Genomic DNA, 22,457 nt, shown 5'->3' on the forward strand with positions numbered 1-22,457 from the left:
GGCTGCAAGTAGCAAGCAGGTGCCACTCCGGGCGGACATTTGAATTGGCCCGTTATTTCGTGGCGATCGGACCGCGATCGGCCGCGCGGAAGCCGGAGCCCGCACCCATGATCGATATGAGTACGCGCCCCGGTTCGGCTCTAACTCGACAAGGTCTCAGTAGTCCCAGAACACCGGCACCCAACGGAAGGCGTCACCCTCGACCGCGACATGTCCGACGGACGGGAACGGCATATGCGTGGCAACCAGCAGCTCGCGGTTCGCCGCCAGTTCCCGCAACAGACTGATCCGGGCGCGGGCCGCCTCTTCGGGATCGTGCTCGAAGCCGTTGTGCCATTCGGGGTGCTCGAACCCGACCGCGAACACGAGGTCACCGGCGAATGTCAGCCGGTCGCCGCCGGACGCCAGACGAACGACGCTGTGGCCGGGAGTGTGGCCGCCGCTGCGACGGACGACCACTCCGGGCGCCACCTCGTGCTCCTCGTCGAACAGCCGCAACTGGCTCTGGTATTCCTTCTTGAACCGCTTGGCGGTCGCACGAAGCGCGTCCGGGAAACCCGGCGGCATCGAGACGCGGGAGAAATCGGGCGCCTCCCAGAACTTGACCTCGGCAGCCGCCACATGAATCCGCAGGTCCGGACGCAGCCGCTCCTTCACGCCCTCGACGAGCAGCCCGCCAACGTGGTCCATGTGCATGTGGGTCAGGACCACGTCGGTCACGGACCCAAGATCGATGCCGGCCGCCTCCAGTCGCTTGACCGTCTGCCCGGCCTTCGGCAGGTGCAGGTCCGGGTCCGACCCCAGCCCGGCGTCGACGAGGATGGTTTTCCCGCCGCTTCGCACCACGACCACGTTCAGCGCCCAGTCGAACGCGTCCGGCGGCAGGAACATGTCGTCCAGCCAGGCCGCGCGGACGGCCGGCTCGGCATTGTGCGCCAGCATCTTGGTCGGCAGCGGCAGCACCCCGTCGCTGACGACCAGCACGTCGATCTCGCCGATCTTCAGCGCGTAGCGCGATGGCACCAACTCGTTTGGCCCCGGCTGACCGGCGTGCGAGACATTGTCGAGGTTAATGCTTGTCTCCTGAGTATTGCGGATCATCTGGTTCATCGTTGAAAACTCCTGCGTTCGATCCTGATGTTCGATCCCGGCGGGCCGCATTGTTTCCGCCCGTGGATTGGACATGGTGGTGATCTAACGGATCGGGTGGGGCGCCGCCCCAGAGCGGTTGCCGTCGCTGTAGAGCGATTGCTGCCAACGCATGCGGGCCGCCGCACGCGAGCGCTGGGGACGAAACGGGAGGCAGCAGGCAATCGCCATGCCCCCAGCCATATGCGACACTTCGGATTGGCGAAGCCGGTTCAACCCAGGACTAATATCTCCTCGTCGAGACCCCGGAATACGAACGTTCGGAGCAATTCATGGCCAAGCATCGGATCTATACAACGAGCTTCGCAAGCGTTTACCCGCTCTATGTCGCGAAAGCGGAGAAGAAGGGACGCACCAAAGCGGAGGTTGATCAGGTGATCTCCTGGTTGACCGGCTACGGTTCGAAGGAGCTGGAAGCTCAGTTGGAAAAACAAACCGACTTCGAAACGTTCTTCGCAAAGGCGCCTGAAATGAATGCTTCGCGGGCCTTGATCAAGGGCATGGTGTGCGGTGTCAGGGTTGAGGAAATCAAAGAGCCGACCATGCGGGAAATTCGTTACCTGGATAAGCTGATCGATGAGCTGGCGCGTGGAAAGGCCATGGATAAAATCCTGCGGAGGGAATGACGCCTGATCGACCGGATTCCGTTCGCTCGGCGAGGCGACACCGGACGCTGGTGCGTCGCCCGCAATGACGAAAGGACCGGGGAGGGCCGCTACCACTGAGTTGCCCGACGGCGCAAGCCTCCGCAGCAAAAATATTTCGGTTTATCAGTAGGACAACTCAGTGTATAACGCTGCCCGTCTCACCCGACACGAGGGGCGCTTCGCGGTCGTCACGAACGTGGGTCGAGATGCGGTGGACGCCGATTGCGCAGTTGACGAACGTGCATGAGGCGGACGGTGAAGTCGTGTGGTCCTGACGCCCTAGCGGCAGGTGTCTTTTCCGATTGCGCAGTGCGCGTTGCGAAGACGGTGACAACCAAGCCCAGTCTCGCCGGGGAGAGCACGAAGTAAGCCGTAGCCCATCGCGCAGGGAAAGCCGGAGTGTTTCCGGTTACACCTGTGGTCCTACCCCCGAGCTTTCTACCCATTTGCTCGGGGCCCATGGGTGCGATCGGCACCCGGCTTTCCCTGCGCCCTCTGCTTGAGGTGAGGGCGGAACAAGATGCAAAGCTCGGACGCAATGCGCCGCGAGACTGCGGAAGCATGAGCCACACGTGGTCCAACACATTCAGTGTCGTCCTGGCGAAAGCCAGGACCCATTACCCCAAATGAGATTTGTTGCGCGATGCTGGGGCCACGACCTCGTTCACAATCAAATGCGGTGGTTATGGGTCCTGGCTTTCGCCAGGACGACAACGAAGAGTCACATTTGCAAGATTTGCCGCGGCGTATGGATCTCTGCCTTCGCAGGGGCGACAGCCGGCAAGAAACACGCGCAGCATTCGCGCCCGGCGAACCCGCCATTGCCAAACCTCGCATTGACCTCATTGCCGTGGCCGGGCACAGCGTGCGGGCGGTGTCATTGAACGGTCGCAAGAGCCGAAGGGGATACCGCCGCATCGAATTTTGCAGTGCAGCAATGGTGCAATTGGCCCCTGCTAAAGGGGCAATGGCAATCGTCTTTGCTTGTCTGTAATGGTGCGACCGGATGTCTCGGGGCCGGTATTCGCGCTCCGCAATTACGCGGGAGGAAACATGCGTAAACTCATATTGGCTGCGGCGTCGATCGCGGCTTTGACCTTTGTCGGGCCTGCGGCGGCGCAGTCGCCGATCGTTCTCAAATTCAGCCACGTGGTGGCCTCGGATACGCCGAAGGGCAAGGCGGCCGACAAGTTCAAGGAACTCGCCGAGAAGTACACCGGCGGCAAGGTGAAGGTCGAGGTCTACCCGAACTCGACGCTTTACAAGGACAAGGAAGAGCTCGAGGCGCTGCAGCTCGGCGCGGTGCAGATGCTGGCGCCGTCAAACTCGAAGTTCGGCCCGATCGGCATCAAGGAATTCGAAGTCTTCGATCTGCCCTACATCCTGCCCGACCTGAAGTCGCTGCGGAAGGTAACCGACGGGCCGCTCGGCGCCCAGCTGCTCAAGAAGCTGGATTCCAAGGGGATGACCGGTCTCGCCTACTGGGACAACGGCTTCAAGCAGATGAGCGCGAACAAGAAGCTGGTCGCGCCCGCCGACTACAAGGGGCTCAAGTTCCGCATCCAGTCGTCGAAGGTGCTGGAAGCCCAGTTCCGCGCACTCGGCGCGATCCCGCAGGTGATGGCATTCTCCGACGTCTACCAGGCGCTGCAGACCGGCGTGGTCGACGGCCAGGAGAACACCTGGTCGAACATCTACACCCAGAAAATGCATGAGGTGCAGAAGTACGCCACCGTCACCAATCACGGCTACATCGGCTACGTCGTGGTCGTGAACAAGAAGTTCTGGGACGGCCTGCCGGCCGATATCCGCGAGCAGCTCTCCAAGGCGATGAAGGAAGCCACCGAGTTCGGCAACAGCCAGTCGGCCAAGGAGAACGACGACGCGCTCGCCGAGATCAAGAAGGCCGGCAAGACCGAGATCGTTGCGTTGACGCCCGAGCAGGACGAGGCGATGCGCAAGGCAATGATGCCGGTCTACAAGGACGTTGCCTCGCGCGTCGGCCAGCCGCTGATCGACGAATTCCTCAAGGAAACCGGCCGCAGCCCGATGAACTGAGGCGGATCGCCTGATCGCCGCCGAGAAGGCGGTGCGCTCCCTCTCCCGCATGCGGGGGAGGGTTGGGGTGGGGGCTCTCTCCACGAGTCATTCTCTTGGAGAGAGCCCCCACCCGTATCGCATCTTCGATGCGACGTAGCCGAAGCCTAGCTTCGGCGTTCTACAGGGACGGCCGAAGGCGGCCTACGCTCCCCCGCAAGCGGGAGAGGTGAACGAGTTTGCGGATCGATCTCTCGATCGAGAACCGTCAAGTAGTTGAATGAACGCCGCGGCCGCGTGACGTCGCGGCTTGGGTGCCGTGGCCGGTTGCCGCATCAGGCCATGACAGGGGAGATCAATGCTGCTTAAAATTCTGGACCGGCTCGAGGAAATCATCATCGCGAGCCTGATGGGGGCCGCGACGCTGCTGACCTTCGTCACGGTCGTGCACCGTTTTCTGGTCGACGTTCCCGTGCTCTATCCGTACCTGTTCGGCATCAATCTCGCCTGGTCGCAGGAACTCTGCATCTACATGTTCATCTGGATGGCGAAGTTCGGCGCCGCCTATGGCGTGCGCGCCGGCGTCCATGTCGGCGTCGACGTCCTGATCAACCGCCTCAACGATTTCTGGCGCAAGCGCACCATCACCTTCGGCCTGCTCGGCGGCGCGCTATTCACCGGGATCGTCGGCACCATGGGTGCCAAATTCGTGTTCGAATTGATGCATACCGACCAGGTCTCGCCGGATCTTGAGATCCCGAGCTGGATCGTCTACGCCTGCATCCCGCTCGGCTCCTATCTGATGTGCTTCCGCTTCCTGCAGGTGTGCTGGAATTACTGGTGGACCGACGACCTGCCGCACCATGACGCCTCCCATGTCGATGGCGTCGAGACCAGCAAGACCGCGCCCGTCGCGCTTGGAGAAGCGTGATGAGCGCCGCACTTATTTTCGGACTGCTGTTTGCCCTGATGCTGACGGGCATGCCGATCTCGATTTCGCTCGGCCTGACCGTGCTCACCTTCCTGTTCACGATGACCGAGGTGCCGATCGAGAGCGTCGGCCTGAAGCTGTTTTCGGGCCTCGACAATTTCGGCATCATGGCGATCCCGTTCTTCATCCTGGCGGGCACCTTCCTGACCCGCGGCGGCGTCGCGCGGCGCATGATCGCGTTCACCACCTCGCTGGTCGGGCATCTGCCTGGCGGCCTTGGGCTGGCCGGCGTGGCGGCCTGCGCGATGTTCGCGGCGATCTCGGGCTCAAGCGTCGCCACGGTGGTTGCGATCGGCTCGATCATGATGCCGGCGATGGTCGATCACGGCTATCCGAAGCGGTTCGGCGTCGGCGTGATCTCGACCTCGGGCGCGCTCGGCATCCTGGTGCCGCCCTCGATCATCCTGGTGCTCTACGGCGTCTCCACCAACACCTCGATCGGCGCGCTGTTCATGGCCGGCATCGTGCCGGGCGTCGTGCTCGCGCTGATGCTGGCGGCGGTGACTTTCTTCGTCGCGCAGCGCAACGGCTATCCGAAGATGCCGCGCGCGACCATCGGCCAGCAGTTCACGGCGTTCCGCGAAAGCATCTGGGGCCTGCTGCTGATCGTGATCGTGCTCGGCGGCATCTATGGCGGCATCTTCACGCCGACCGAAGCCGCAGCGGTCGCCGCGACCTACGCCTTCTTCATCACCGTATTCGTCTACAAGGAGCTGAAGCTCTCCGAGGTGCCGAAGGTGCTGTTGCAGGCGGCGAGCATGAGCTCGATGCTGCTCTACATCATCACCAACGCGGTGCTGTTCTCGTTCCTGATGACGCACGAGCAGATCCCGCAGGAGATGGCGGCCTGGATCATCGACAAGAACTTCTCGGTCTGGATGTTCCTGCTCGTCGTCAACATCATCCTGCTGCTCGCCGGCAACGTGATGGATCCGTCGTCGATCCTCTTGATCATGGCGCCGATCCTGTTTCCGCTGGCGACCAAGCTCGGCGTGCACCCGGTGCATCTCGGCATCCTGATGATCGTCAACACCGAGGTCGGGCTGTGCCACCCGCCGGTCGGGCTCAACCTCTACATCGCGAGCAGTATCGCCAAGATGGGCATCAGCGAGATCACCATCTCGGTCCTGCCATGGCTGTGCGCGATGCTGGTGTTCCTCGGCCTGATCACCTACGTGCCGGAGATCTCGCTGTGGCTGCCGCGCTTGCTCGGCATGATCTAGCGCAAACAACAGACATCCAAAGCGCGACCTCGCGCCTTGGATGTTTCTGCGGTGCAATGAAAGCGGATTACATCTTGGTAACAGAGCTCTCTCTGTCCAATCCGTAAGTTGAAGGCGCGGGCGGGCGGCATCATCTTCGAGCAACCTTCAAAGGAGGTTCGTATGAAGAAAGTTCTGCTCGCCGGCATCGCGGCGCTCACGATTGCCGGTTCGACCACGGTCTATGCCCAGCATCGTCCCTGGTTCCACGGCCATATGCGGATGAGCCCCGAGGATCGGGCCGCCTTCCTCGACGCGCGGATCGCCGCCGTCCACGCCGGGCTGAAGCTCAACGCCGATCAGGAGAAGCTGTGGCCGCCGGTCGAGGCGGCGGTGCGCGACTTCGCGAAGATGCGGCTCGATCGCGCCAACGCGCGGATGGCCGCCGAGAAGACCGATGCGGACAAGTCGCAGAAGCCGGATGATCCGGTCGCCCGCCTGCGCGAGCGCGCCGGCAACATGGCGGCGACCGCAACGTCGCTGACGAAGATCGCCGATGCCGCCGACCCGCTCTACAAGACGCTCGACGACAACCAGAAGCGGCGGCTGAGCATGCTGACCCATATGGAAGGGCGCGGCTTCGGCGCCGAAGGCTGGCGCCGCCACCGCCTCGAGCGCGGCATGGACCGCTGGGAGCGCGGCGGCCGCGGCTTCGATCACGACCGTTTCGACCGCGACGATGGCCCTGATCAGGAGCGCTCCGGCCGGCTCTGAGCGCCGTCCGCCGGCACCCTCGCCAAGTCTATGAAAGGCCGCCGGATTCCGGCGGCCTTTCGGTTGTCAGAAAGTCGGGAAAACTTGCTTGAGCTTGCTGGACATCGGGGAATCGCTTTGCTAAACGACCGCTCTCTTGCGAGGGTCATTTCCGGACAAGTTCCGGGCGCATAGCTCAGTTGGTAGAGCAGCTGACTCTTAATCAGCGGGTCCCAGGTTCGAGCCCTGGTGCGCCCACCAAGCTTTTCAATAGCTTAGGTTAACCCTCGTAGTTGTCATTCCGACAAACGGCCGCGTCTATTCCGACAAACCGGCTGCTTTTGTTCGCTCCTCGCGGCGCTTCCGGGTCCCCGAGATCAGCTGTTTACGGGTCCGCTTTGCATAGATCGGCAATTGCCGTGCAGACCTGTGGCGGCCGGCCGCGGCGACAATGTCCTTCACGACGCTGCGCAGGTAGCGGAGGTCCTTGCGCTCAGTTATCCACGGTGGCGGAGTACGCGACTTGCGGTGCGCGCGATCGCGCCTGAAGACCAGACCCGAAACGTGACCTGCTTGATGGCATCGAGTTCGGCCATCAGTTCGGGGAAAAGTGATTCGCCCCGATCATCGAAAAGCGGCCACCAGGCTTCCTCGCCGTTCTTCGGATGCACGATCTTCACGCTATTGGGCCGCTCCTTGGGGCGGTAGTACGAAATCTCAAAAGCCCCGACGACATGCTCCTCGCGCTGCAACCACTCCGTCAGCCCGTGAGACCGCCAGCTGTCGAAGGCCAGCAGAAGAACGTACTCGGCGCGCTCAACGGCCGCATTGTAGATCTCACCGAGTGCCTTCGCCTTGACGTGACACCCTTGCGCACGCGCCCAGGTTGGAGGCTCGAAGAAGTAGGCCCATCGGCCGTTGCGCAACGGCTTTCGCCTGCAATACCGAACAATCTCAGAGCGGTCTTGGGAGGCTTCATATTAGCGCCCGAAGAAAGCCTGCGCGAGCGCGACGACTTACAGGCCGACGTTCCGCTGGCCGAGGCGGTGTCCCGCCTGCAGGCGAGGGCCCCGCCGGGCACCCTTGCGGCCGAAGCATGCGACGGTCGGGGCTTCGGTGGGTGTTGCCCCAAGTAAGCGTTTCGAGCATCTGCGCGATGAGCACCGTGCCCAACCTCTCATGACCCAATTCCCTGGCATTCTCCCGCGAGCAAAATCAATCGCATCTGACGGAGCGAATGATCGGGTCAGTTTTGCGCAAAATGCGCAATGGGTCTTGAATGCTGCGCGATATGAGCATATACGGCCACCGTTTGCTCGTTTTTATAGCAAAACGCGCAAAATGATCGGAAGTGCGCGGTGTGCGGGAGGACAACAGAAATGCAGGTTCCAATTAAGCGGGCGATCGAGAGCGTGCCGGGCGGGATGATGGTGGTCCCTCTGTTGGTCGGGGCGCTTATTGCGACCTTCTTTCCCGATACCCCGAAGTTTTTTGGCTCCTTCACCGGCGCACTGTTCTCTGGCGCGCTGACAATTCTCGCCGTGTTCTACGTTTGCATGGGCGCGAGCATCGACTTCCGCGCGACCCCCTATATTGTGAAGAAGGGCGGCACCCTGCTGATCGTGAAGGTTGGCGTGGCCGTTGTCCTCGGCCTGATCTTCGGCCGCATTTTGGGAGAGACGCCGGTCGCAGCTGGCATGTTCGCGGGTGTCTCGACGCTCGCGATCGTCGCCGCCATGAACGACACCAATGGCGGTCTCTATATGGCGTTGATGGGCCAATATGGACGTCCGCGTGACGTCGGCGCCTATACCGTCATGTCGCTGGAGAGCGGTCCTTTCCTCACCATGATCACTTTGGGCGTCGCCGGCCTCTCGGCATTTCCATGGCAGACCCTCGTGGGCGCTATCCTGCCTCTGGTGGTGGGTATGATCATCGGCAATCTCGACAGAGAGATGCGCGACTTCCTGAGCCGCGCGGTGCCTGTGATGATCCCGTTCTTCGCCTTCGCGCTCGGCGCCGGCCTCGATCTGTCGAAGGTTTGGCAGGCCGGCCTGCTCGGCCTCGGCATGGGAGTGGCCGTGGTGGTTGTGACCGGCATCCCGCTGTTCCTCGCCGATCGCATCACTGGCGGGAATGGTGTCGCGGGTGTTGCGGCGGCCTCGACGGCCGGTAATGCGGCGGCCGTCCCGGCGATTGTCGCCGCGGCGAATCCAGCCTATGCGGACGCGGCGCGGCCTGCGACTATCCTCGTCGCGGCCTGCGTCGTGGTTACCGCAATCCTCGTGCCGATCGTCACCGCCTGGACAGCCCGCGTTGTTGGTCGCGACGTCGAGGAGCCTGCAGAAGAGAACAACGTGGCTTCTGCCGGCAAGATGACCCCCGCGGCGCGCTCGGTTGTCACTGAGGCAAGTCACTGAGGCAAAGTCACTGAAGCAGGTCGCTGAAGATGGCCCCTAAAGCGTTTTCGAGCGAAGTGGATACCGGCTCGCGTCAAGAAAACGCGTCAAGCCAAAGCTGGCTGATCGTCGCTGACGATCTCACCGGTGCCGCGGACTGTGCGATCGCCTTCGGCAGAAGGGGGCGTGCGGCTGCGGTGACGTGGGGTGAGGTGACCGACGCGTCGGGCTACCAGCTGCCTGTCCTGGCCTACGATGCCGCGAGTCGAGGCCTTTCGGCCGGGGCCGCTGCAGCCCGCCATGCCGATGTGCTGGCGCGCCTTTGCGAAGGCGGACGTATCCTTTTCAAGAAGATTGACTCGACGCTGCGGGGGCAACCTGCAGTGGAGACTGCCGCCGCGCTTGCGCATCTCAAGCCACGGTCGGGTCCGGCCTTTGGCGTGTTCGCGCCGGCCTTTCCGGCCACCGGCCGGACCACCATCGACGGGCGTATCCTGGTCAGAGGCCGCCCCCTCGAGGAGGCCGAGGTCTGGCACCGCGACCACACCTACCCGAATGCCGATCTTGTCGACGTTCTCGCGACCGCGGGCGTTCGCGGTGAGAAGGTCAAGCTCGCTGCCGTGCGCGGTGGCGATCTCAAAGCCACGTTCGCGAGGCTCGCCTGGGAGGGCGACGTGGTCGCGGCCTGCGACGCCGAGACTGAACACGATCTGCGTTTGATCGCGGAGGCGAGCCTGCATGCATCGCCCGCAACCTTCTTCATCGGCAGCGCCGGCCTCGCGCATGCGCTGGCCGGCCTCGAAGTCAGCCATGCCGTCGAGCCGCTGCGCATTCCGACGAGCGCATCCGGCACCCTGATCGTGGTGGGCTCGCTCGCCGGCGCATCTCGCGCCGCCGCGCGCGAGCTGGAGGCGACCGGCACCGTGGCGCATTTCCCGGTCGCGCCGGAAACGCTGCTCAACGATGGTGCCGGCCGGGCGGCGCTCGCCGCGGACGTGATGAAACGACTTGCCGGCGGCGGCGATACACTGGTTGAGATCATGATGGATGATCACCCCGACATGTCGCTCGGCCCGCAGCTCGCCAAGGGGCTCGCCGACGCTCTTGAGGCCGTCGCACCCGCGATCGGCGCCTTCGCTGCGACCGGCGGCGAAACCGCCGCGGCGATGCTGTCGCGCTTCGGTGTCAACGGTATCCGTCTTGTCGACGAAATCGAGCCGGGCGTGTCGCTCGGCCTTACTCTTGGCCGATTGTCTGTTCCGATCGCCACCAAAGCGGGCGCGTTCGGTGACGAGAACAGCCTCATCCGCATCAGCGAGCGGCTTCGCGCCGTCCGAACCAGAGGAAGTTTCATATGACTCGTCCGACCATTGCGATCACCATGGGAGATCCGGCCGGTATCGGGCCCGAGGTGATCATGAAGGCGCTGGCGCAGCCGCGGGTGCGGGCGATCTGCAATGCGCTGGTGATCGGCGACTCCAACCGTCTGCGCAAGGCCGGTCAGATCGTCGGCGTGCCGCTTGAGGTCGATGCGTTGAGCGACGCGAAGCAGGCGAATTTTGCGTCGAAGGCCGTGCAGTGCGTTGACCTGAAGCTGGTGCCGGACGATCTGCCGTTCGGCAAGGTGTCGGCGACGGCAGGTGAGGCGGCATATCGGTATATCGAGAAAGCCGTGCAGGTGGTGCAGGCAGGGCTCGCGCAGGGCATCTGCACCGCGCCGCTTTCCAAGGAAGCGCTGCATGCGGCCGGCCACAAATATCCCGGCCATACCGAGCTCCTGGCGCATCTGACCGGCACGCCGGAAGTATCGATGATGCTGGTGTCGCCGAAACTCCGCGTCATTCACGTGACCACGCATATCGGCCTGCTCGATGCGATCGAGAAGATCGAGCCCGGCCTCGTCGAGCGTGTCATCGCACGCGGGCATGACGTGCTGGTGCGCGCCGGCGTCGCCAATCCGAAGATCGGCGTCTGCGCCATCAATCCGCATGCCGGCGAGAACGGGTTGTTCGGTCGCGGCGAGGAAGCCGCGAAGATCGCGCCGGCCGTGGAAGCCTGTCAGCGCAAGGGCTGGGACGTGCACGGCCCCCTGCCTGCCGACACGCTGTTCTTCCTGGCCGGCCGCGGCGACTACGACATGGTGGTCGCGATGTATCACGATCAGGGCCATGGACCCATCAAGGTGCTGGGGCTGGAAGCCGGTGTGAACATCACTGTTGGTCTGCCGGTGATCCGCACCTCGGTCGATCACGGGACCGCCTTCGACATCGCGGGCAAGGGCATCGCCGACGAGCGCAGCCTGATCGAAGCGCTGCGGCAGGCGGTCGATCTCGCGCCGAAGAAGGCGGCTTGAGGGGGCTGCGCGGGCTCCTCAGGATGAGGAGCGAGATGCGCGTTAAGCGCTGACATTGCGCGGCCGATGCATCGTGGTATCCATCGGCCGTGCCGCGAAGCCGATACGGTCGAGCTCGGCTGACGGCAATGAATCCGGGGGCTGAGGTTCGATGTCGATGCGCAGCAAGGAGCGTCACGCTCGTCTGTTGGAAGCACTGAACGCGGGAGAGATCGATGTCGACGATCTCGCGCGGCGCTTCGACGTTTCCGCTTCCACCGTGCGGCGCGACTTGCAGCATCTTTCCAAGAACAATGCCGTGCGCCGCACCTATGGCGGCGCCATTCTCACCGCCCACGCGAACGAGACGACGCTCGAGCAGCGCCTCGCGGTTCAGGGCAAACAGAAGCAGGCGATCGCGCGCGCGGCGATCGATCTGATCGAGGATGGCGACACGCTGATTCTCGATGCCGGCTCGACGGTCGCAGCCTTCGGCCGACTGCTGCAGCATCGGCGGCTGCGCATCATCACCAACAATCTTGCGCTGCTGCCCTTCTTCGCCAAGGCTCCGAGCATAGAGCTTGTGGTGTTGGGCGGCGCGCTGCGCACCACCAGCATGAGCACCATGGGGCCGCTCGCCAATGAGGCGTTGCGGCGCATGACCGCGGACCGCGCCGTCATGAGCGCCGACGGCGTGGTGAATGGCCGTGGCCTGTGCGAAGCGGATCTTGAACAGGTCGCACTGAAGTCGCTGATGATGCAGCAGTCGAAGGAAGTCATCGTTCTCGCCGACGCCAGCAAGCTCGGCCGCGCCGAACAGATGGCCTGGGCGCCGCTGCCGCCACGCTGGACTCTGGTGACTGATGTCGGCGCATCTGAGGAGCAGTGCAAGCGTCTCGCCGATGCGGGAGCGCGCGTGATCGTTGCCGGCGTTCGCTGAGCCGGCATCGCAATTTTTCGCGTGATCGGAGAAAAATATCGACCGAGGCGGGGTTGCGGCAAGGAATCGCTGAACCGGGGCGCAATGCCGTCAACTTGAATCGCCATATGCTAGGTGGCGATCACCAAACGAGGTTCGCCATGGCGTGCAAGTCTTGGAGTGGTTCTTGGAACGGCACTTGGATCGGCTCTTGGATCAGCCGGCTTGGCGCGCCGCTCGTCGCTTTTGTTTTGACCGTCGCGCCGTTGGCTTCGCCGGTGCGCGCCGTTGAGGACGCTCGCAAGGTGAGCGTGGTGTCGTTCGGCCTTTTCGGCGATCAGGGCGTGTTTAGAAGCGAGGCGACCGGCGCAGCACAGGTCGTAGCGGGTCGTTTCGGGAGCGGCCCAGTCAACGTGCAATTCAATTCGAAGAAAGGCGGAGGTGCAACGATTGAAGGCCTGGCTAAGTCCTTGCAGGCGGCGGCCAATGGGATGGACGCCGAGAATGATGTTCTGTTCTTGATTCTCACCTCGCACGGCTCCCCCGACGGGCTTGCAATCAAAGCCGGGCGGCTTACGCAAACGCTCACGCCGTCCCATCTCGCCGCCATGCTGGCGCGGACCGGCATGCGATACAAGGTGGTGGTCATCTCTGCCTGTTATTCCGGGGTCTTTATCCCTCGTCTCGCGAACCCCGATACGTTGGTCATCACCGCGGCCGATGCCGGCCATTCATCGTTTGGCTGTCGGGACAAAGCCAAGTGGACCTACTTCGGCAACGCCTTTTTCAATGTCGCACTCCGGCAAGCCAGAAGCCTGAAGAACGCCTTTGTTGTTGCACGCTCGCTCGTCCAGCAGCGAGAACTGCGCGCTCGCTTCGAGCCGTCGAATCCCCTGATGGCAGGCGGCGCAAACGTGCAGCCGTTGCTCATTGCGCGTCCTTGAGGACCGGCCGCGTTTGCGGCCGGCGCCTATGGGTGCCGTCAACCTCGTCCATGTTGATCTGGTCACCGCATCGCGCCGCATGTCTGCTACTGGCCCTTGGCGGACTTGATTGGCGTTATGGCTGACTTCCGCTTTGCCGGAGATAGCCGACTTCACCGCCAAAGGGAGAGACTGCTTCTGTCGGTGCCTCTCCGTCGGCCGAAGGCGAGGATCGTGGATGGCACTGTCGCGTCCACTCATTTAGCAGGTGAGCTTGCCTGACGCCGTTGCGAACTTTCGTGTGAACGAAAACTGCACGTATCTGGTGCGGTTTCTGGTGCGGTTGTCGCGCTACGGGCAACGGGAACGAAGTAAGCTATTGATCTCATTGACGGGCCCGGCAGGACTCGAACCTGCAACCAGACCGTTATGAGCGGTGGGACAATCGTCGCCGCGGTTAAGTTTCCTGCCTTTTCGTCGAATTCGACCACGTTCGCCGCCCTTCGTGCGGGTTGTTATTGGCGCGAAACTGGTGCGGATTGTCTGTAGTCGAATCTTGGACCAGGACGTTGCGTTCTGTAGGTGATAACGTGAGAACGCACTCAAGCCCAGCGATCGACGGCAAGCGACCTCCATACGGCAGCGTGCCGGCAGATCGCCGCGGCCGGCCAAGGTCAGCCTCATAATGCAGGCTATGGGAAGTAATCAAAAGCGGTTCATGACAAGCCAGGCGAAACATAACGTGAGTTTCTGGGAGCGTTTAAAGACAGAGGCATCTGCTGAGTGGCGCGCCTACACCGAGCATCCCTTCACGAACGGATTGGCAGACGGCTCGCTCGCCGAACCGGCATTTCGTTATTATCTTGCTCAGGATTACTTGTTCCTCATCGAGTTCGCGCGCGCCTACGCGCTCTCGGTCTACAAATCGCCCAAGCTTGCCGACATGCGTGAAGCAGCGGCCGGTCTTTCGGCCATCCTTGATGTCGAGATGAACCTTCATGTGACACTCTGTGCCGGTTGGGGGCTGTCCCCAAGCGACCTTGAACAGACCCCTCCGGCGGCCGAGATGCTAGCCTATACTCGCTACGTGCTGGATGCTGGAATGCGCGGCGATCTGCTGGCGCTCAAGGTGGCGCTGGCCCCATGCGTGATCGGGTACGCGGAGATCGCGAAGCGGCTGGCTGCACAACCCGATGCGAACGCTGCGACGAACCCCTATCGCGTGTGGATTGCCGAGTACGCTGGCGCGCCATACCAAGAGGTCGCGGCGAAAGCGGGAGCACACTTGGAACGTCTCGCTGATCTCTACGCCACCCCGGCCCGGGAGGCAGAGCTGATTGCGATCTTCAAGGAAGCTACTCGTCTCGAGGCAGACTTCTGGGAGATGGGCTGGCGCGCGGGCCAGCGTGTCGAATAGCGCATCGGAAATTGTCAGGCTTATAACCTGAAGGTCCCACACCACGGTGCATCCCGACAACGGTGACCGGAGCATCCATCGGTCCGCCAAAAGCGGGTGTCCGACAACGAAGGTACTTCGCGGACGAGTACCGCACGGCCGATACCCCCACCTGTGAACTTCCTGATGACGCGCCAATGTTGGCTATGAACCTTCAGCTGCTGCTAGTCGACAACGGTGATGCCCGCATCAGGTGCCTGTAGCTCACGTCTTGGTTGCCTCGCTATTTGGTCGCTTGCCTTTCATCCCAACGTTGGCATCACGTACTCCGCGCCACTGCGAATACCGGTCGGCCAGCGCGTCGTAATCGTCTTCAACCTGGTATAGAACCGCACGCCTTCTGGTCCGTGCATGTGGTGATCGCCGAACAGGGAGGCTTTCCAGCCACCAAATGAATGGAAAGCCATCGGAACAGGAATCGGCACATTGATGCCGACCATCCCGACCTGGATCTGGTTGGCAAACTCGCGTGCCGCGTCGCCGTCGCGCGTAAAGATCGCGGTGCCATTGCCGAACTGGTGCGCGTTGATCAGGGCGGCGGCCTCGTCATAAGACGAGGCGCGTACGACCGTTAGGACCGGTCCGAATATCTCTTCGCGGTAGATCGTCATATCGGATGTGACGCGATCGAACAGCGTGCCGCCGGTGAAGTAGCCTTTCTCGTAACCCTGGCGGCGAAATTCACGACCATCCACCAGCAGCGTCGCACCTTCGGCGACGCCGGCATCAATGTAGCCTCGTACCTTGTCGCGATGTTGCTGGCTGACAAGCGGACCCATCTCGCTCTCCGGGTCCATGCCTGGACCGATGTTCAACGCATGAATCCGGGGTACGAGCTTTTCGATCAAGGTCTTTGCCGTCGTCTCGCCGACAGGGACCGCAACCGAAATCGCCATGCAGCGTTCGCCGGCCGAGCCGTAGGCCGCGCCCATGAGCGCGTCGACAGCCTGGTCCATGTCGGCACCCGGCATGATGATCATATGGTTCTTGGCACCGCCCAGGGCCTGGCAGCGCTTTCCGTGCAGAGTTGCAGTTTCGTGGATCGATCGTGCGACAGGTGTCGAGCCAACGAAGCTCACCGCTGCGACATCAGGATGCGTCAACAGCGCGTCGACCGCTTGTTTGTCGCCGTGAACGACGTTGAACACGCCGTCCGGCAGCCCGGCCTCTTTCAACCATTGCGCCAGGAGGATGGACGCGGAGGGAACCTTCTCGGAGGGTTTCAGGATGAATGTGTTGCCGCAGGCAAGTGCCACCGGAAACATCCACATCGGAACCATCGCCGGGAAATTGAACGGCGTGATGCCCGCGACGACCCCGAGCGGCTGGCGCAACGAATGACTGTCGACGCGCGTGCCGACGTTCTCGGTGATCTCGCCCTTCAAAAGCTGTGGCGCGCCGGTGGCAAACTCCACGACTTCCATTCCGCGCTGTACTTCGCCCTTTGCGTCGGAAAAAACTTTGCCATGCTCTGACGTGATCACAGCCGCGAGCTCATCGAGCCGTTCCTCGAGGATACGGAGGAAACGATTGAGGATGCGGGCGCGCCGCAGCGGCGGAGACTTGGCCCAGTCGGGAAAGGCGGTCCGTGCGGCCGCGACCGCCGAAGCGACCTCGTCGGCGCCGGCAAGCGGCACGGTCCCGGATTGCTCGCCTGTCGCAGGATTGTAGATCGGCGCGGCACGGCCGTGCAAAGACGTGACCGGGGCGCCATTGATGAAATGCGGAACGGGATGGGTCATTTGCGGAGTCTCCTCGATGAAACGAATGGCGGCTAGGCGATGCGGGACCGATGCGCGTCGTCGAGCACCATGCTGGCGCCCTTGCGCGCGATCATTGCGGTTGGGGTGTTGGTATTTCCCGATGTGATGGTGGGCATGATCGAGGCGTCGATGACCCGGAGCCCGTCGATGCCTCGCATGCGAAGGCGCGCGTCAAGCGGTGACAGCGGATCCGCCTCGGGCCCCATCTTGATGGTACCGACCGGATGAAAGATGGTCGTGCCAATGTCGCCGGCAGCGTGCGTGAGTGACACGTCATCGTCGGCGACGTACGGGCCGGGCAGAAATTCCTCGGGTGCGTAACGAGCGAGCGCCGGCTGGCGCATCAGCGTGCGGGTGACCCGAATGGCATCTGCCGCGACGAGCCGGTCCTCGGGCGTAGCAAGATAGTTTGGCGCGGTGTGCTGCAGAGCATGAAGGAGGTGAATAACCGAATTTGATGCGTACAGCTTTATGAGAGATGGAGGTTGGCCCTCCTGCATCGGCGTTCCAGCCGCAGATGCAAAACCACGACACTGTGGCTTCGCTTAAAAGGCGCGGTCATCAGCAAGTGTTGCAAAAGTCCCGGGTTTACGGGGCAGGTGAGTATCCAGAAGGCGAGCGAAAGCGAATCTTCCGATGACGCGTCGAAAATTATTTAGATGTCGCCAAAATCAGGGGCGCGTGCCATCCCTGAGATCAATCCGTGAGGCGCCTGGATTACTGCGCGGGTGGCGACCGGCGTTTAGGGGACGCGATCTGGATACAGGCTCTTGTAGAGAACTGCAGGAACCAGTCGTTGTGATGCCAAGGGAGAAGTTCAAGCGGCGCACACCGCGAGACGAGAGTACCGAAGCACGACACTGGGGCGGATTGGCTCGTAGTAGTGATGAAGGTGCTGTAATGGGACTGGAGCGAAGGGGCCGAGGCAAGTGGTTCCACCCGCATGCAACTGTGATGAGCAGGAGGACATGATGGGTGTAACCGAACGTAAGCAGTACAATATCGACAAGCAAACAGTGATGAAGGCCTACCGATTGGTCAAAGCCAATGCGGGCTCAGCCGGCGTGGATAAGATATCGTTGGAAGCTTTCGAGAAGAACTTGAAGGGCAACCTTTACAAGGTCTGGAATCGGATGTCTTCTGGCAGCTACTTTCCACCTGCCGTTCGGGCTGTCCCCATTCCCAAGAAGAACGGCGGACAACGCATTCTAGGCGTGCCGACAGTAGCAGATCGCGTGGCGCAGACGGTCGTCAAGCTGCAGATTGAACAAGCACTCGAGGAAATCTTCCTTCCCGATTCCTACGGCTACCGGCCCGGAAAATCCGCGCTGGACGCCGTCGGCGTCACCCGGCAACGGTGTTGGAAGATGGACTGGGTGCTGGAGTTCGACATCAAAGGCCTGTTCGACAATATCAGCCACAAGTTGCTTATGAAGGCCATCAGGAAGCATGTGCAAGACGAATGGGCTCTGCTCTACATCGAACGCTGGCTAATAGCGCCGATGCAAGGCAAAGACGGAGCGATCACCGCTCGCGACCGGGGCACACCCCAAGGCGGCGTGATCAGTCCCGTCCTTGCCAATTTGTTCTTGCATTATGCGTTCGATACATGGATGGCGCGGAACTTCCCGCGGTCACCATGGTGTCGATACGCAGACGACGGGCTCGTTCATTGCCGAACCAAGGCTGAAGCGGAGGCCATCAAGGCGGCGCTGCAAGCAAGGTTTGAGGAATGCGAACTCGAAATGCATCCCGACAAGACCAAGATCGTCTACTGCAAAGACAGCAACCGCCCGGGTAGCCATACCAGTCAGTCGTTTGACTTTCTGGGATTTACCTTTCGACCGCGCAGGGCAAGAAATCATCAGAAGAAAGAAAACTTCTGTACGTTCTCGCCAGCGGCCAGCAGGGCGGCGATGAAGTCTATGCGTATGACGATCCGGCAGCTCCGGCTCAGGCTTCGCTCGCAGACGGAAGTCGACGTAATCGCCTTGGAACTGAATCCCGTCCTTCGTGGATGGATGCAGTACTACGGCAGATATGGGCGGTCAGAAATGCACAACCTGTATCGATACGTCGACGAATCTCTTAACCGCTGGGCGCGACGCAAATACAAAGGGCTGAAGAATGGAAAAGTTAGAGCCTCCACCTGGCTCAGATTGATCCGCCGCCGCAGGCCAAAGCTGTTTGCTCATTGGGCGAGGTTGAGTTCTGCTTCGGTACTTGTTGAGAGCCGTATGACGTGAGAGCGTCACGTACGGTTCGGAGAGCGGCTCCGGGTGCAACTCCCGGGGCCGACTCACCATGCGCGGTGGGGCATTGAGGCTGCTGGACTCGATCCGGACTGTGCCCCGTGACGTCGGCCGAAGATTGCAAGCGGCGACGGTGATCGCAGGAAAGCGGTGCAGTGGTTCGCCGAACTTGTCGAGCGAGAGAGGTTGGATATGAAACTGGATATTAGCTCTCTCATGCGTGGGGCTCGATCGGGTGAAGATGCCGAGTTGTGAAGGCGCCATGGTGAGCGGGCCGCGTCGGCGGAAGATGTAGTCGAGGCCCATGAGGGCGCGGCGGCCAAGCGAATGGTACGTTTCGTTCAACGTGCGAATGCCGCTGACCTTGTAGATCGCGCGCTGCTGAAGATGATCCTGCAGGTTTCGTCCGATACCCTGACCATCAAGCGCAATGTCGACGCCCAACGGGCGGAGCCAGTCCGCTGGCCCCACGCCGGAGCGATGCAGGATCTGCACGGAGCCGAGCGCGCCGGCACACAGGATGACTTCCCGCCTGGCAGCGACATCGACGGATTGACCGTCTCGGACCAGACGCAGGCCGGTCACGCGACGGTTTTCGATACGGAGCCTGTCTACGCAGACATTGGTCTCGAGGCGGAGGTTTGGTCGGCTCAAGGCTGGCTTCAGAAAGCCTCGCGCCGAAGACCACCGTCGGCCGCGCTTCTGGTTGACGTGGAAGTAGCCTGCGCCTTCGTTGTCACCGGTGTTGAAATCCAGGCTGCGCGAAATGCCCATGTCCTCGGCGGCCGTCGCCACGGCGTCGAGAACCCGCCACGACACGCGCGGCGGCTCGATCCGCCAGCCGCCTCCCGTGCCGTGGAGGTCGCTCGCGCCTATGAAGTGATCTTCGAGATTGCGAAATTCCGGCAGCACATCATCCCAGCCCCAGCCCTCCAAGCCGAGCTGACGCCATCCGTCGTAGTCCGCCGCCTGGCCGCGCATCGAGATCATCGCATTGATCGCGGACGAGCCGCCGATCACCTTGCCGCGGGGATAGGCCAGCGCGCGTCCATTCAATCCCGGCTCCGGGTCCGTCTTGAACATCCAGTCGGCGCGTGGATTTCCGATGGCAAACAGATAGCCGACCGGAATGTGAAACCAGATCCAGTTGTCCCTCCCGCCTGCTTCGAGCAGAAGGACGCGGTTGTGCGGGTCTTCGGACAGCCGGTTTGCGACGATGCAGCCTGCGGTGCCTGCACCGACAACCACATAGTCAAAATCCCCCTCGATCCGCATCGGGCCTCTCTTCTCTCTCCGCGCAATGTTGCCGCTGGATGGCATGGCGGATTTGTGCTCTCAATGCCCGAAACTGCGACTTCCAATTGCAAAAATGCGAGAGCCCCGAATGGATTGGGATGATCTGCGAGTCTTCCTCCAGGTGACGCGGAGCGGCCGGATGTCCGAGGCCGCGAAACTGCTCGGCATCGACGACTCGACTGTCGGGCGCCGTGTCCTCCGCCTCGAACGGTCGGTCGGGATGCCGTTGGTCGAAAGGGCGGGGCGGCGGACGGCGGTGACCGAGCATGGCCGCCGGCTCGCGGACATCACGGAGGAACTGGAGTCGATCATCCTGCGCGACATCGCGGGGTTAGCCGACGCCCAATCAGTGGTGAATGGGCGCGTTCGGATTGGTGCGCCCGAAGGGCTGGGGGCCGGATATCTCGGCGGCAAGATCTTCCTGTTGTCCGCCGCGCATCCCGAGCTCGAAATCGAACTGGTCGCCTTGCCGCGGACCTATTCGTTGGCGGCACGCGAGGTCGACATCGCCATCACGCTTGACCGGCCGGTGGCGGGGCAGGTCGCGGCTCAAAAGCTGACCGACTACACGCTCGACCTCTATGGTTCGGATATCTACTTCCAGCGGATGGGCCGTCCGAGGTCACTGCAGGATCTCAGGAAGCACGTCTTCGTCGGGTACATCCCCGAGCTCCTTTTTACCCAGCAGCTCAACTTTCTTGACCTGGGTGACGGTGTGGAAGTCGTGCCGACGATCCGCACCAGCAGTGTGATCGCACAGGTCGACGCGGTGGTCAGCGGCGCGGCTATCGGCGTTCTGCCGCGTTATCTCGCTCGCGAGCGACCGGGGTTGAAGCTTCTGCTCGGGGACAAATTCCAGGCAACGCGCAGCTACTGGATGTCTGTCCACGATGATACCCGTCGACTTCGCCGCGTCCGCGTGGTGCTCGAGGCGGTCGCTGCCGCGGTTCGGTCCGACCGCAGGTCCTTCCTGCGATGAATTGGACGCCCGTCGTATTTCGTGCGGCGGCTCGCACTCGTCATGGCCGAAGTTTTTACGGTTGCTGCATTGCAACGAGTCCCGGCCTCTGACATACTTTGCATGCGGCTCGCATGGTCGAGATCGCCCTGAACGCGAACAGTGTGGTTCTCGACCTCTGCTAAGGGGGACGGGGACCATTTTTTTTGGGTGAACGCTGATGGATATGGAGACTTGGCGCGTCGGTGTCTTGTTTTCTGAGACCGGAGTGACCGGTGCGATCGAGCGCACGCAGCGGGCGGCTACGCTTCTTGCGATCGATGAAATCAATGCCGCCGGCGGAGTCTGCGGACGGCGCATCGAGCCGGTGGCTTACGATCCCGCGTCGACACCGTCCCGCTACCGCGAACTGACGGTGAAGTTGCTCGACGAGGATCGGGTGCGCGTCATCTTCGGCGGGCACATGTCGAGTACCCGAAAGGCGATGCTGCCGATCGTCGAAGCGCGGAGCGCGTTGATGTTCTATCCGACGCTCTACGAGGGCTTCGAGTATTCGCGCCACTGCATCTATACCGGCGCAGCTCCCAATCAGAATTCGGTTCAGCTGGTGGATTATCTCACCAGGAACTACGGCGGTCGCGTATTTCTGGTGGGGTCGAATTACGTCTACCCCTACGAATCGAACCGGATCATCGCGGACCTGTTTGCGGGTGCCGGAGGTCATTCGGTCGAAGAAATGTATGTGCCGCTCAATCTGACCGCCGGCCACATCGCAAAGATCCTCGACAGGGTGCGCGCCACCAGACCCGACGTGATCTACTCCACCATCGTCGGCGCCGGCATCGTGCCGTTCTACACCGCCTTCAAGGAGGCCGGATTTGACGGCCGGCTGCTTCCGATCGCCAGTCAATCGACCAGCGAGGCCGACGTCGTTCTCATGCGGGCCGATGTTGCCGAAGGCCACGTCACGGCGGCGCCATTCTTTCAGTCCGTCGATACGCCGGCGGCCCGCGCGTTCGTTGCGGCCTATCACAAGCGGGTGGGGAACGATTGGCCGGTGACGGCGCCGGCGGAAGCGGCTTACTTCTCGGTTCACCTCTTCGCGGCGGCATTGGAGCGCAGTCGTAGCGATCATCTTGAAGAACTGCTGCGGTCGCTCTGGGAAGTGGAGTATGACGCGCCGCAAGGACCGGTCCGGATCGACGGTAACACCAACCACACGCATCTATGGCCGCGCGTGGCACGCGTCGATGCCACCGGAAATTATCGCGTCGTTCACGACGCCGGCGTGAGGGTGGCACCCGACCCGTTCATGCTGGAAGTCCGCTTCCAGCACGAATCGGGGAGTGCATGGGCACTGTCCTACTGAGCGAGGCCGAA

General features: G+C 62.2%; 17 protein-coding genes, 1 tRNA gene and 2 pseudogenes. 15 read left to right on the forward strand and 5 right to left on the reverse strand.

Annotation, left to right across the window (positions count from 1 at the left end):
* Positions 1-156: 156 nt before the first annotated feature.
* The gene (locus QA635_RS14165; RefSeq protein ID WP_283071634.1) at positions 157-1,110 is read right to left on the reverse strand and encodes an MBL fold metallo-hydrolase; all 954 of its coding nucleotides are present in this window, start codon (positions 1,108-1,110) and stop codon (positions 157-159) included.
* Positions 1,111-1,421: 311 nt separating this feature from the next.
* Between QA635_RS14165 and QA635_RS14170 the strand changes: the two genes are divergently transcribed.
* From QA635_RS14170 to QA635_RS14195, 6 genes are all read left to right on the forward strand, one after another.
* Positions 1,422-1,775, forward strand: coding sequence for a DUF2200 domain-containing protein (locus QA635_RS14170; RefSeq protein WP_283069776.1), 354 nt, complete (start codon positions 1,422-1,424; stop codon positions 1,773-1,775).
* Between the two features lie 1,074 nt (positions 1,776-2,849).
* A complete protein-coding gene (locus QA635_RS14175) occupies positions 2,850-3,854 on the forward strand; it encodes a TRAP transporter substrate-binding protein (RefSeq protein WP_028342401.1) in 1,005 nt (334 codons plus the stop codon).
* A 337-nt stretch (positions 3,855-4,191) separates the two neighbouring features.
* The gene (locus QA635_RS14180) at positions 4,192-4,764 is read left to right on the forward strand and encodes a TRAP transporter small permease (protein WP_057020631.1); all 573 of its coding nucleotides are present in this window, start codon (positions 4,192-4,194) and stop codon (positions 4,762-4,764) included.
* Positions 4,764-6,047, forward strand: a complete 1,284-nt coding sequence (locus tag QA635_RS14185; protein ID WP_092090549.1) for a TRAP transporter large permease — start codon at positions 4,764-4,766, stop codon at positions 6,045-6,047. Before QA635_RS14180 ends, QA635_RS14185 begins: the two co-directional genes overlap by 1 nt.
* A 162-nt stretch (positions 6,048-6,209) precedes the next feature.
* Positions 6,210-6,800, forward strand: a complete 591-nt coding sequence (locus tag QA635_RS14190; RefSeq protein WP_283069780.1) for a Spy/CpxP family protein refolding chaperone — start codon at positions 6,210-6,212, stop codon at positions 6,798-6,800.
* A gap of 164 nt (positions 6,801-6,964) precedes the next feature.
* Positions 6,965-7,040 (forward strand) — tRNA-Lys (locus QA635_RS14195).
* 236 nt (positions 7,041-7,276) lie between these two features.
* Here QA635_RS14195 and QA635_RS14200 read toward each other — a convergent pair.
* On the reverse strand, positions 7,277-7,705 hold the full coding sequence (locus QA635_RS14200; RefSeq protein ID WP_283069781.1) for a hypothetical protein: 429 nt from the start codon (positions 7,703-7,705) through the stop codon (positions 7,277-7,279).
* Positions 7,706-8,158: 453 nt separating this feature from the next.
* On the opposite strand from QA635_RS14200, the gene QA635_RS14205 reads away from it, so the two are divergent.
* The 6 genes from QA635_RS14205 (at position 8,159) to tenA (ending at position 14,769) form a co-directional block, all read left to right on the forward strand.
* Complete coding sequence (locus QA635_RS14205) at positions 8,159-9,199, forward strand: 2-keto-3-deoxygluconate permease (RefSeq protein WP_092090551.1); 1,041 nt, start codon at positions 8,159-8,161, stop codon at positions 9,197-9,199.
* 29 nt (positions 9,200-9,228) lie between these two features.
* The gene (locus tag QA635_RS14210) at positions 9,229-10,536 is read left to right on the forward strand and encodes a four-carbon acid sugar kinase family protein (protein WP_283069782.1); all 1,308 of its coding nucleotides are present in this window, start codon (positions 9,229-9,231) and stop codon (positions 10,534-10,536) included.
* Positions 10,533-11,531, forward strand: a complete 999-nt coding sequence (gene pdxA, locus QA635_RS14215; protein WP_283069784.1) for a 4-hydroxythreonine-4-phosphate dehydrogenase PdxA — start codon at positions 10,533-10,535, stop codon at positions 11,529-11,531. The genes QA635_RS14210 and pdxA overlap by 4 nt, the downstream gene beginning before the upstream one ends.
* 151 nt (positions 11,532-11,682) lie before the next feature.
* On the forward strand, positions 11,683-12,450 hold the full coding sequence (locus QA635_RS14220) for a DeoR/GlpR family DNA-binding transcription regulator (protein ID WP_076834264.1): 768 nt from the start codon (positions 11,683-11,685) through the stop codon (positions 12,448-12,450).
* Positions 12,451-12,590: 140 nt separating this feature from the next.
* A complete protein-coding gene (locus tag QA635_RS14225; protein WP_283069786.1) occupies positions 12,591-13,373 on the forward strand; it encodes a C13 family peptidase in 783 nt (260 codons plus the stop codon).
* A gap of 721 nt (positions 13,374-14,094) precedes the next feature.
* Positions 14,095-14,769 (forward strand): thiaminase II, encoded by a 675-nt coding sequence (gene tenA, locus QA635_RS14230; RefSeq protein WP_092083090.1) that lies wholly within the window; start codon positions 14,095-14,097, stop codon positions 14,767-14,769.
* 281 nt (positions 14,770-15,050) lie between these two features.
* Here tenA and QA635_RS14235 read toward each other — a convergent pair whose 3' ends face one another.
* Positions 15,051-16,550, reverse strand: coding sequence for a CoA-acylating methylmalonate-semialdehyde dehydrogenase (locus QA635_RS14235; protein ID WP_283069787.1), 1,500 nt, complete (start codon positions 16,548-16,550; stop codon positions 15,051-15,053).
* A 32-nt stretch (positions 16,551-16,582) separates the two neighbouring features.
* Positions 16,583-16,987: pseudogene (locus tag QA635_RS14240) on the reverse strand (GMC oxidoreductase); the annotation flags it as partial.
* A 552-nt stretch (positions 16,988-17,539) separates the two neighbouring features.
* Between QA635_RS14240 and ltrA the strand changes: the two are divergent.
* The gene (gene ltrA, locus QA635_RS14245) at positions 17,540-18,817 is read left to right on the forward strand and encodes a group II intron reverse transcriptase/maturase (RefSeq protein WP_283063957.1); all 1,278 of its coding nucleotides are present in this window, start codon (positions 17,540-17,542) and stop codon (positions 18,815-18,817) included.
* Positions 18,818-18,880: 63 nt separating this feature from the next.
* Here the strand turns inward: ltrA and QA635_RS14250 are convergent.
* Positions 18,881-20,098 (reverse strand): annotated as a pseudogene (locus QA635_RS14250) (GMC family oxidoreductase); the annotation flags it as partial.
* Between the two features lie 160 nt (positions 20,099-20,258).
* Between QA635_RS14250 and QA635_RS14255 the strand changes: the two are divergent.
* Together QA635_RS14255 and QA635_RS14260 are read left to right on the forward strand one after the other, a co-directional pair.
* Entirely contained in the window at positions 20,259-21,098 is an 840-nt protein-coding gene (locus QA635_RS14255; RefSeq protein ID WP_283069788.1) for a LysR family transcriptional regulator, read from the forward strand.
* Positions 21,099-21,294: 196 nt separating this feature from the next.
* Positions 21,295-22,446: a transporter substrate-binding domain-containing protein gene (locus QA635_RS14260; RefSeq protein ID WP_225159640.1), complete on the forward strand. Its 1,152-nt coding sequence runs from the start codon at positions 21,295-21,297 to the stop codon at positions 22,444-22,446.
* Positions 22,447-22,457 lie beyond the last annotated feature (11 nt).

It is taken from the genome of Bradyrhizobium brasilense, assembly GCF_029714345.1.
GTDB lineage: Bacteria > Pseudomonadota > Alphaproteobacteria > Rhizobiales > Xanthobacteraceae > Bradyrhizobium > Bradyrhizobium australafricanum.

Coding starts and splice junctions, on each gene's coding strand:
- QA635_RS14165 (WP_283071634.1), bottom strand. CDS start 1,110: ATGAACCAGATGATCCGCAATACTCAGGAGACAAGCATTAACCTCGAC.
- QA635_RS14170 (WP_283069776.1), top strand. CDS start 1,422: ATGGCCAAGCATCGGATCTATACAACGAGCTTCGCAAGCGTTTACCCG.
- QA635_RS14175 (WP_028342401.1), top strand. CDS start 2,850: ATGCGTAAACTCATATTGGCTGCGGCGTCGATCGCGGCTTTGACCTTT.
- QA635_RS14180 (WP_057020631.1), top strand. CDS start 4,192: ATGCTGCTTAAAATTCTGGACCGGCTCGAGGAAATCATCATCGCGAGC.
- QA635_RS14185 (WP_092090549.1), top strand. CDS start 4,764: ATGAGCGCCGCACTTATTTTCGGACTGCTGTTTGCCCTGATGCTGACG.
- QA635_RS14190 (WP_283069780.1), top strand. CDS start 6,210: ATGAAGAAAGTTCTGCTCGCCGGCATCGCGGCGCTCACGATTGCCGGT.
- QA635_RS14205 (WP_092090551.1), top strand. CDS start 8,159: ATGCAGGTTCCAATTAAGCGGGCGATCGAGAGCGTGCCGGGCGGGATG.
- QA635_RS14210 (WP_283069782.1), top strand. CDS start 9,229: ATGGCCCCTAAAGCGTTTTCGAGCGAAGTGGATACCGGCTCGCGTCAA.
- pdxA (WP_283069784.1), top strand. CDS start 10,533: ATGACTCGTCCGACCATTGCGATCACCATGGGAGATCCGGCCGGTATC.
- QA635_RS14220 (WP_076834264.1), top strand. CDS start 11,683: ATGTCGATGCGCAGCAAGGAGCGTCACGCTCGTCTGTTGGAAGCACTG.
- QA635_RS14225 (WP_283069786.1), top strand. CDS start 12,591: ATGGCGTGCAAGTCTTGGAGTGGTTCTTGGAACGGCACTTGGATCGGC.
- QA635_RS14235 (WP_283069787.1), bottom strand. CDS start 16,550: ATGACCCATCCCGTTCCGCATTTCATCAATGGCGCCCCGGTCACGTCT.
- ltrA (WP_283063957.1), top strand. CDS start 17,540: ATGATGGGTGTAACCGAACGTAAGCAGTACAATATCGACAAGCAAACA.
- QA635_RS14255 (WP_283069788.1), top strand. CDS start 20,259: ATGTCCGAGGCCGCGAAACTGCTCGGCATCGACGACTCGACTGTCGGG.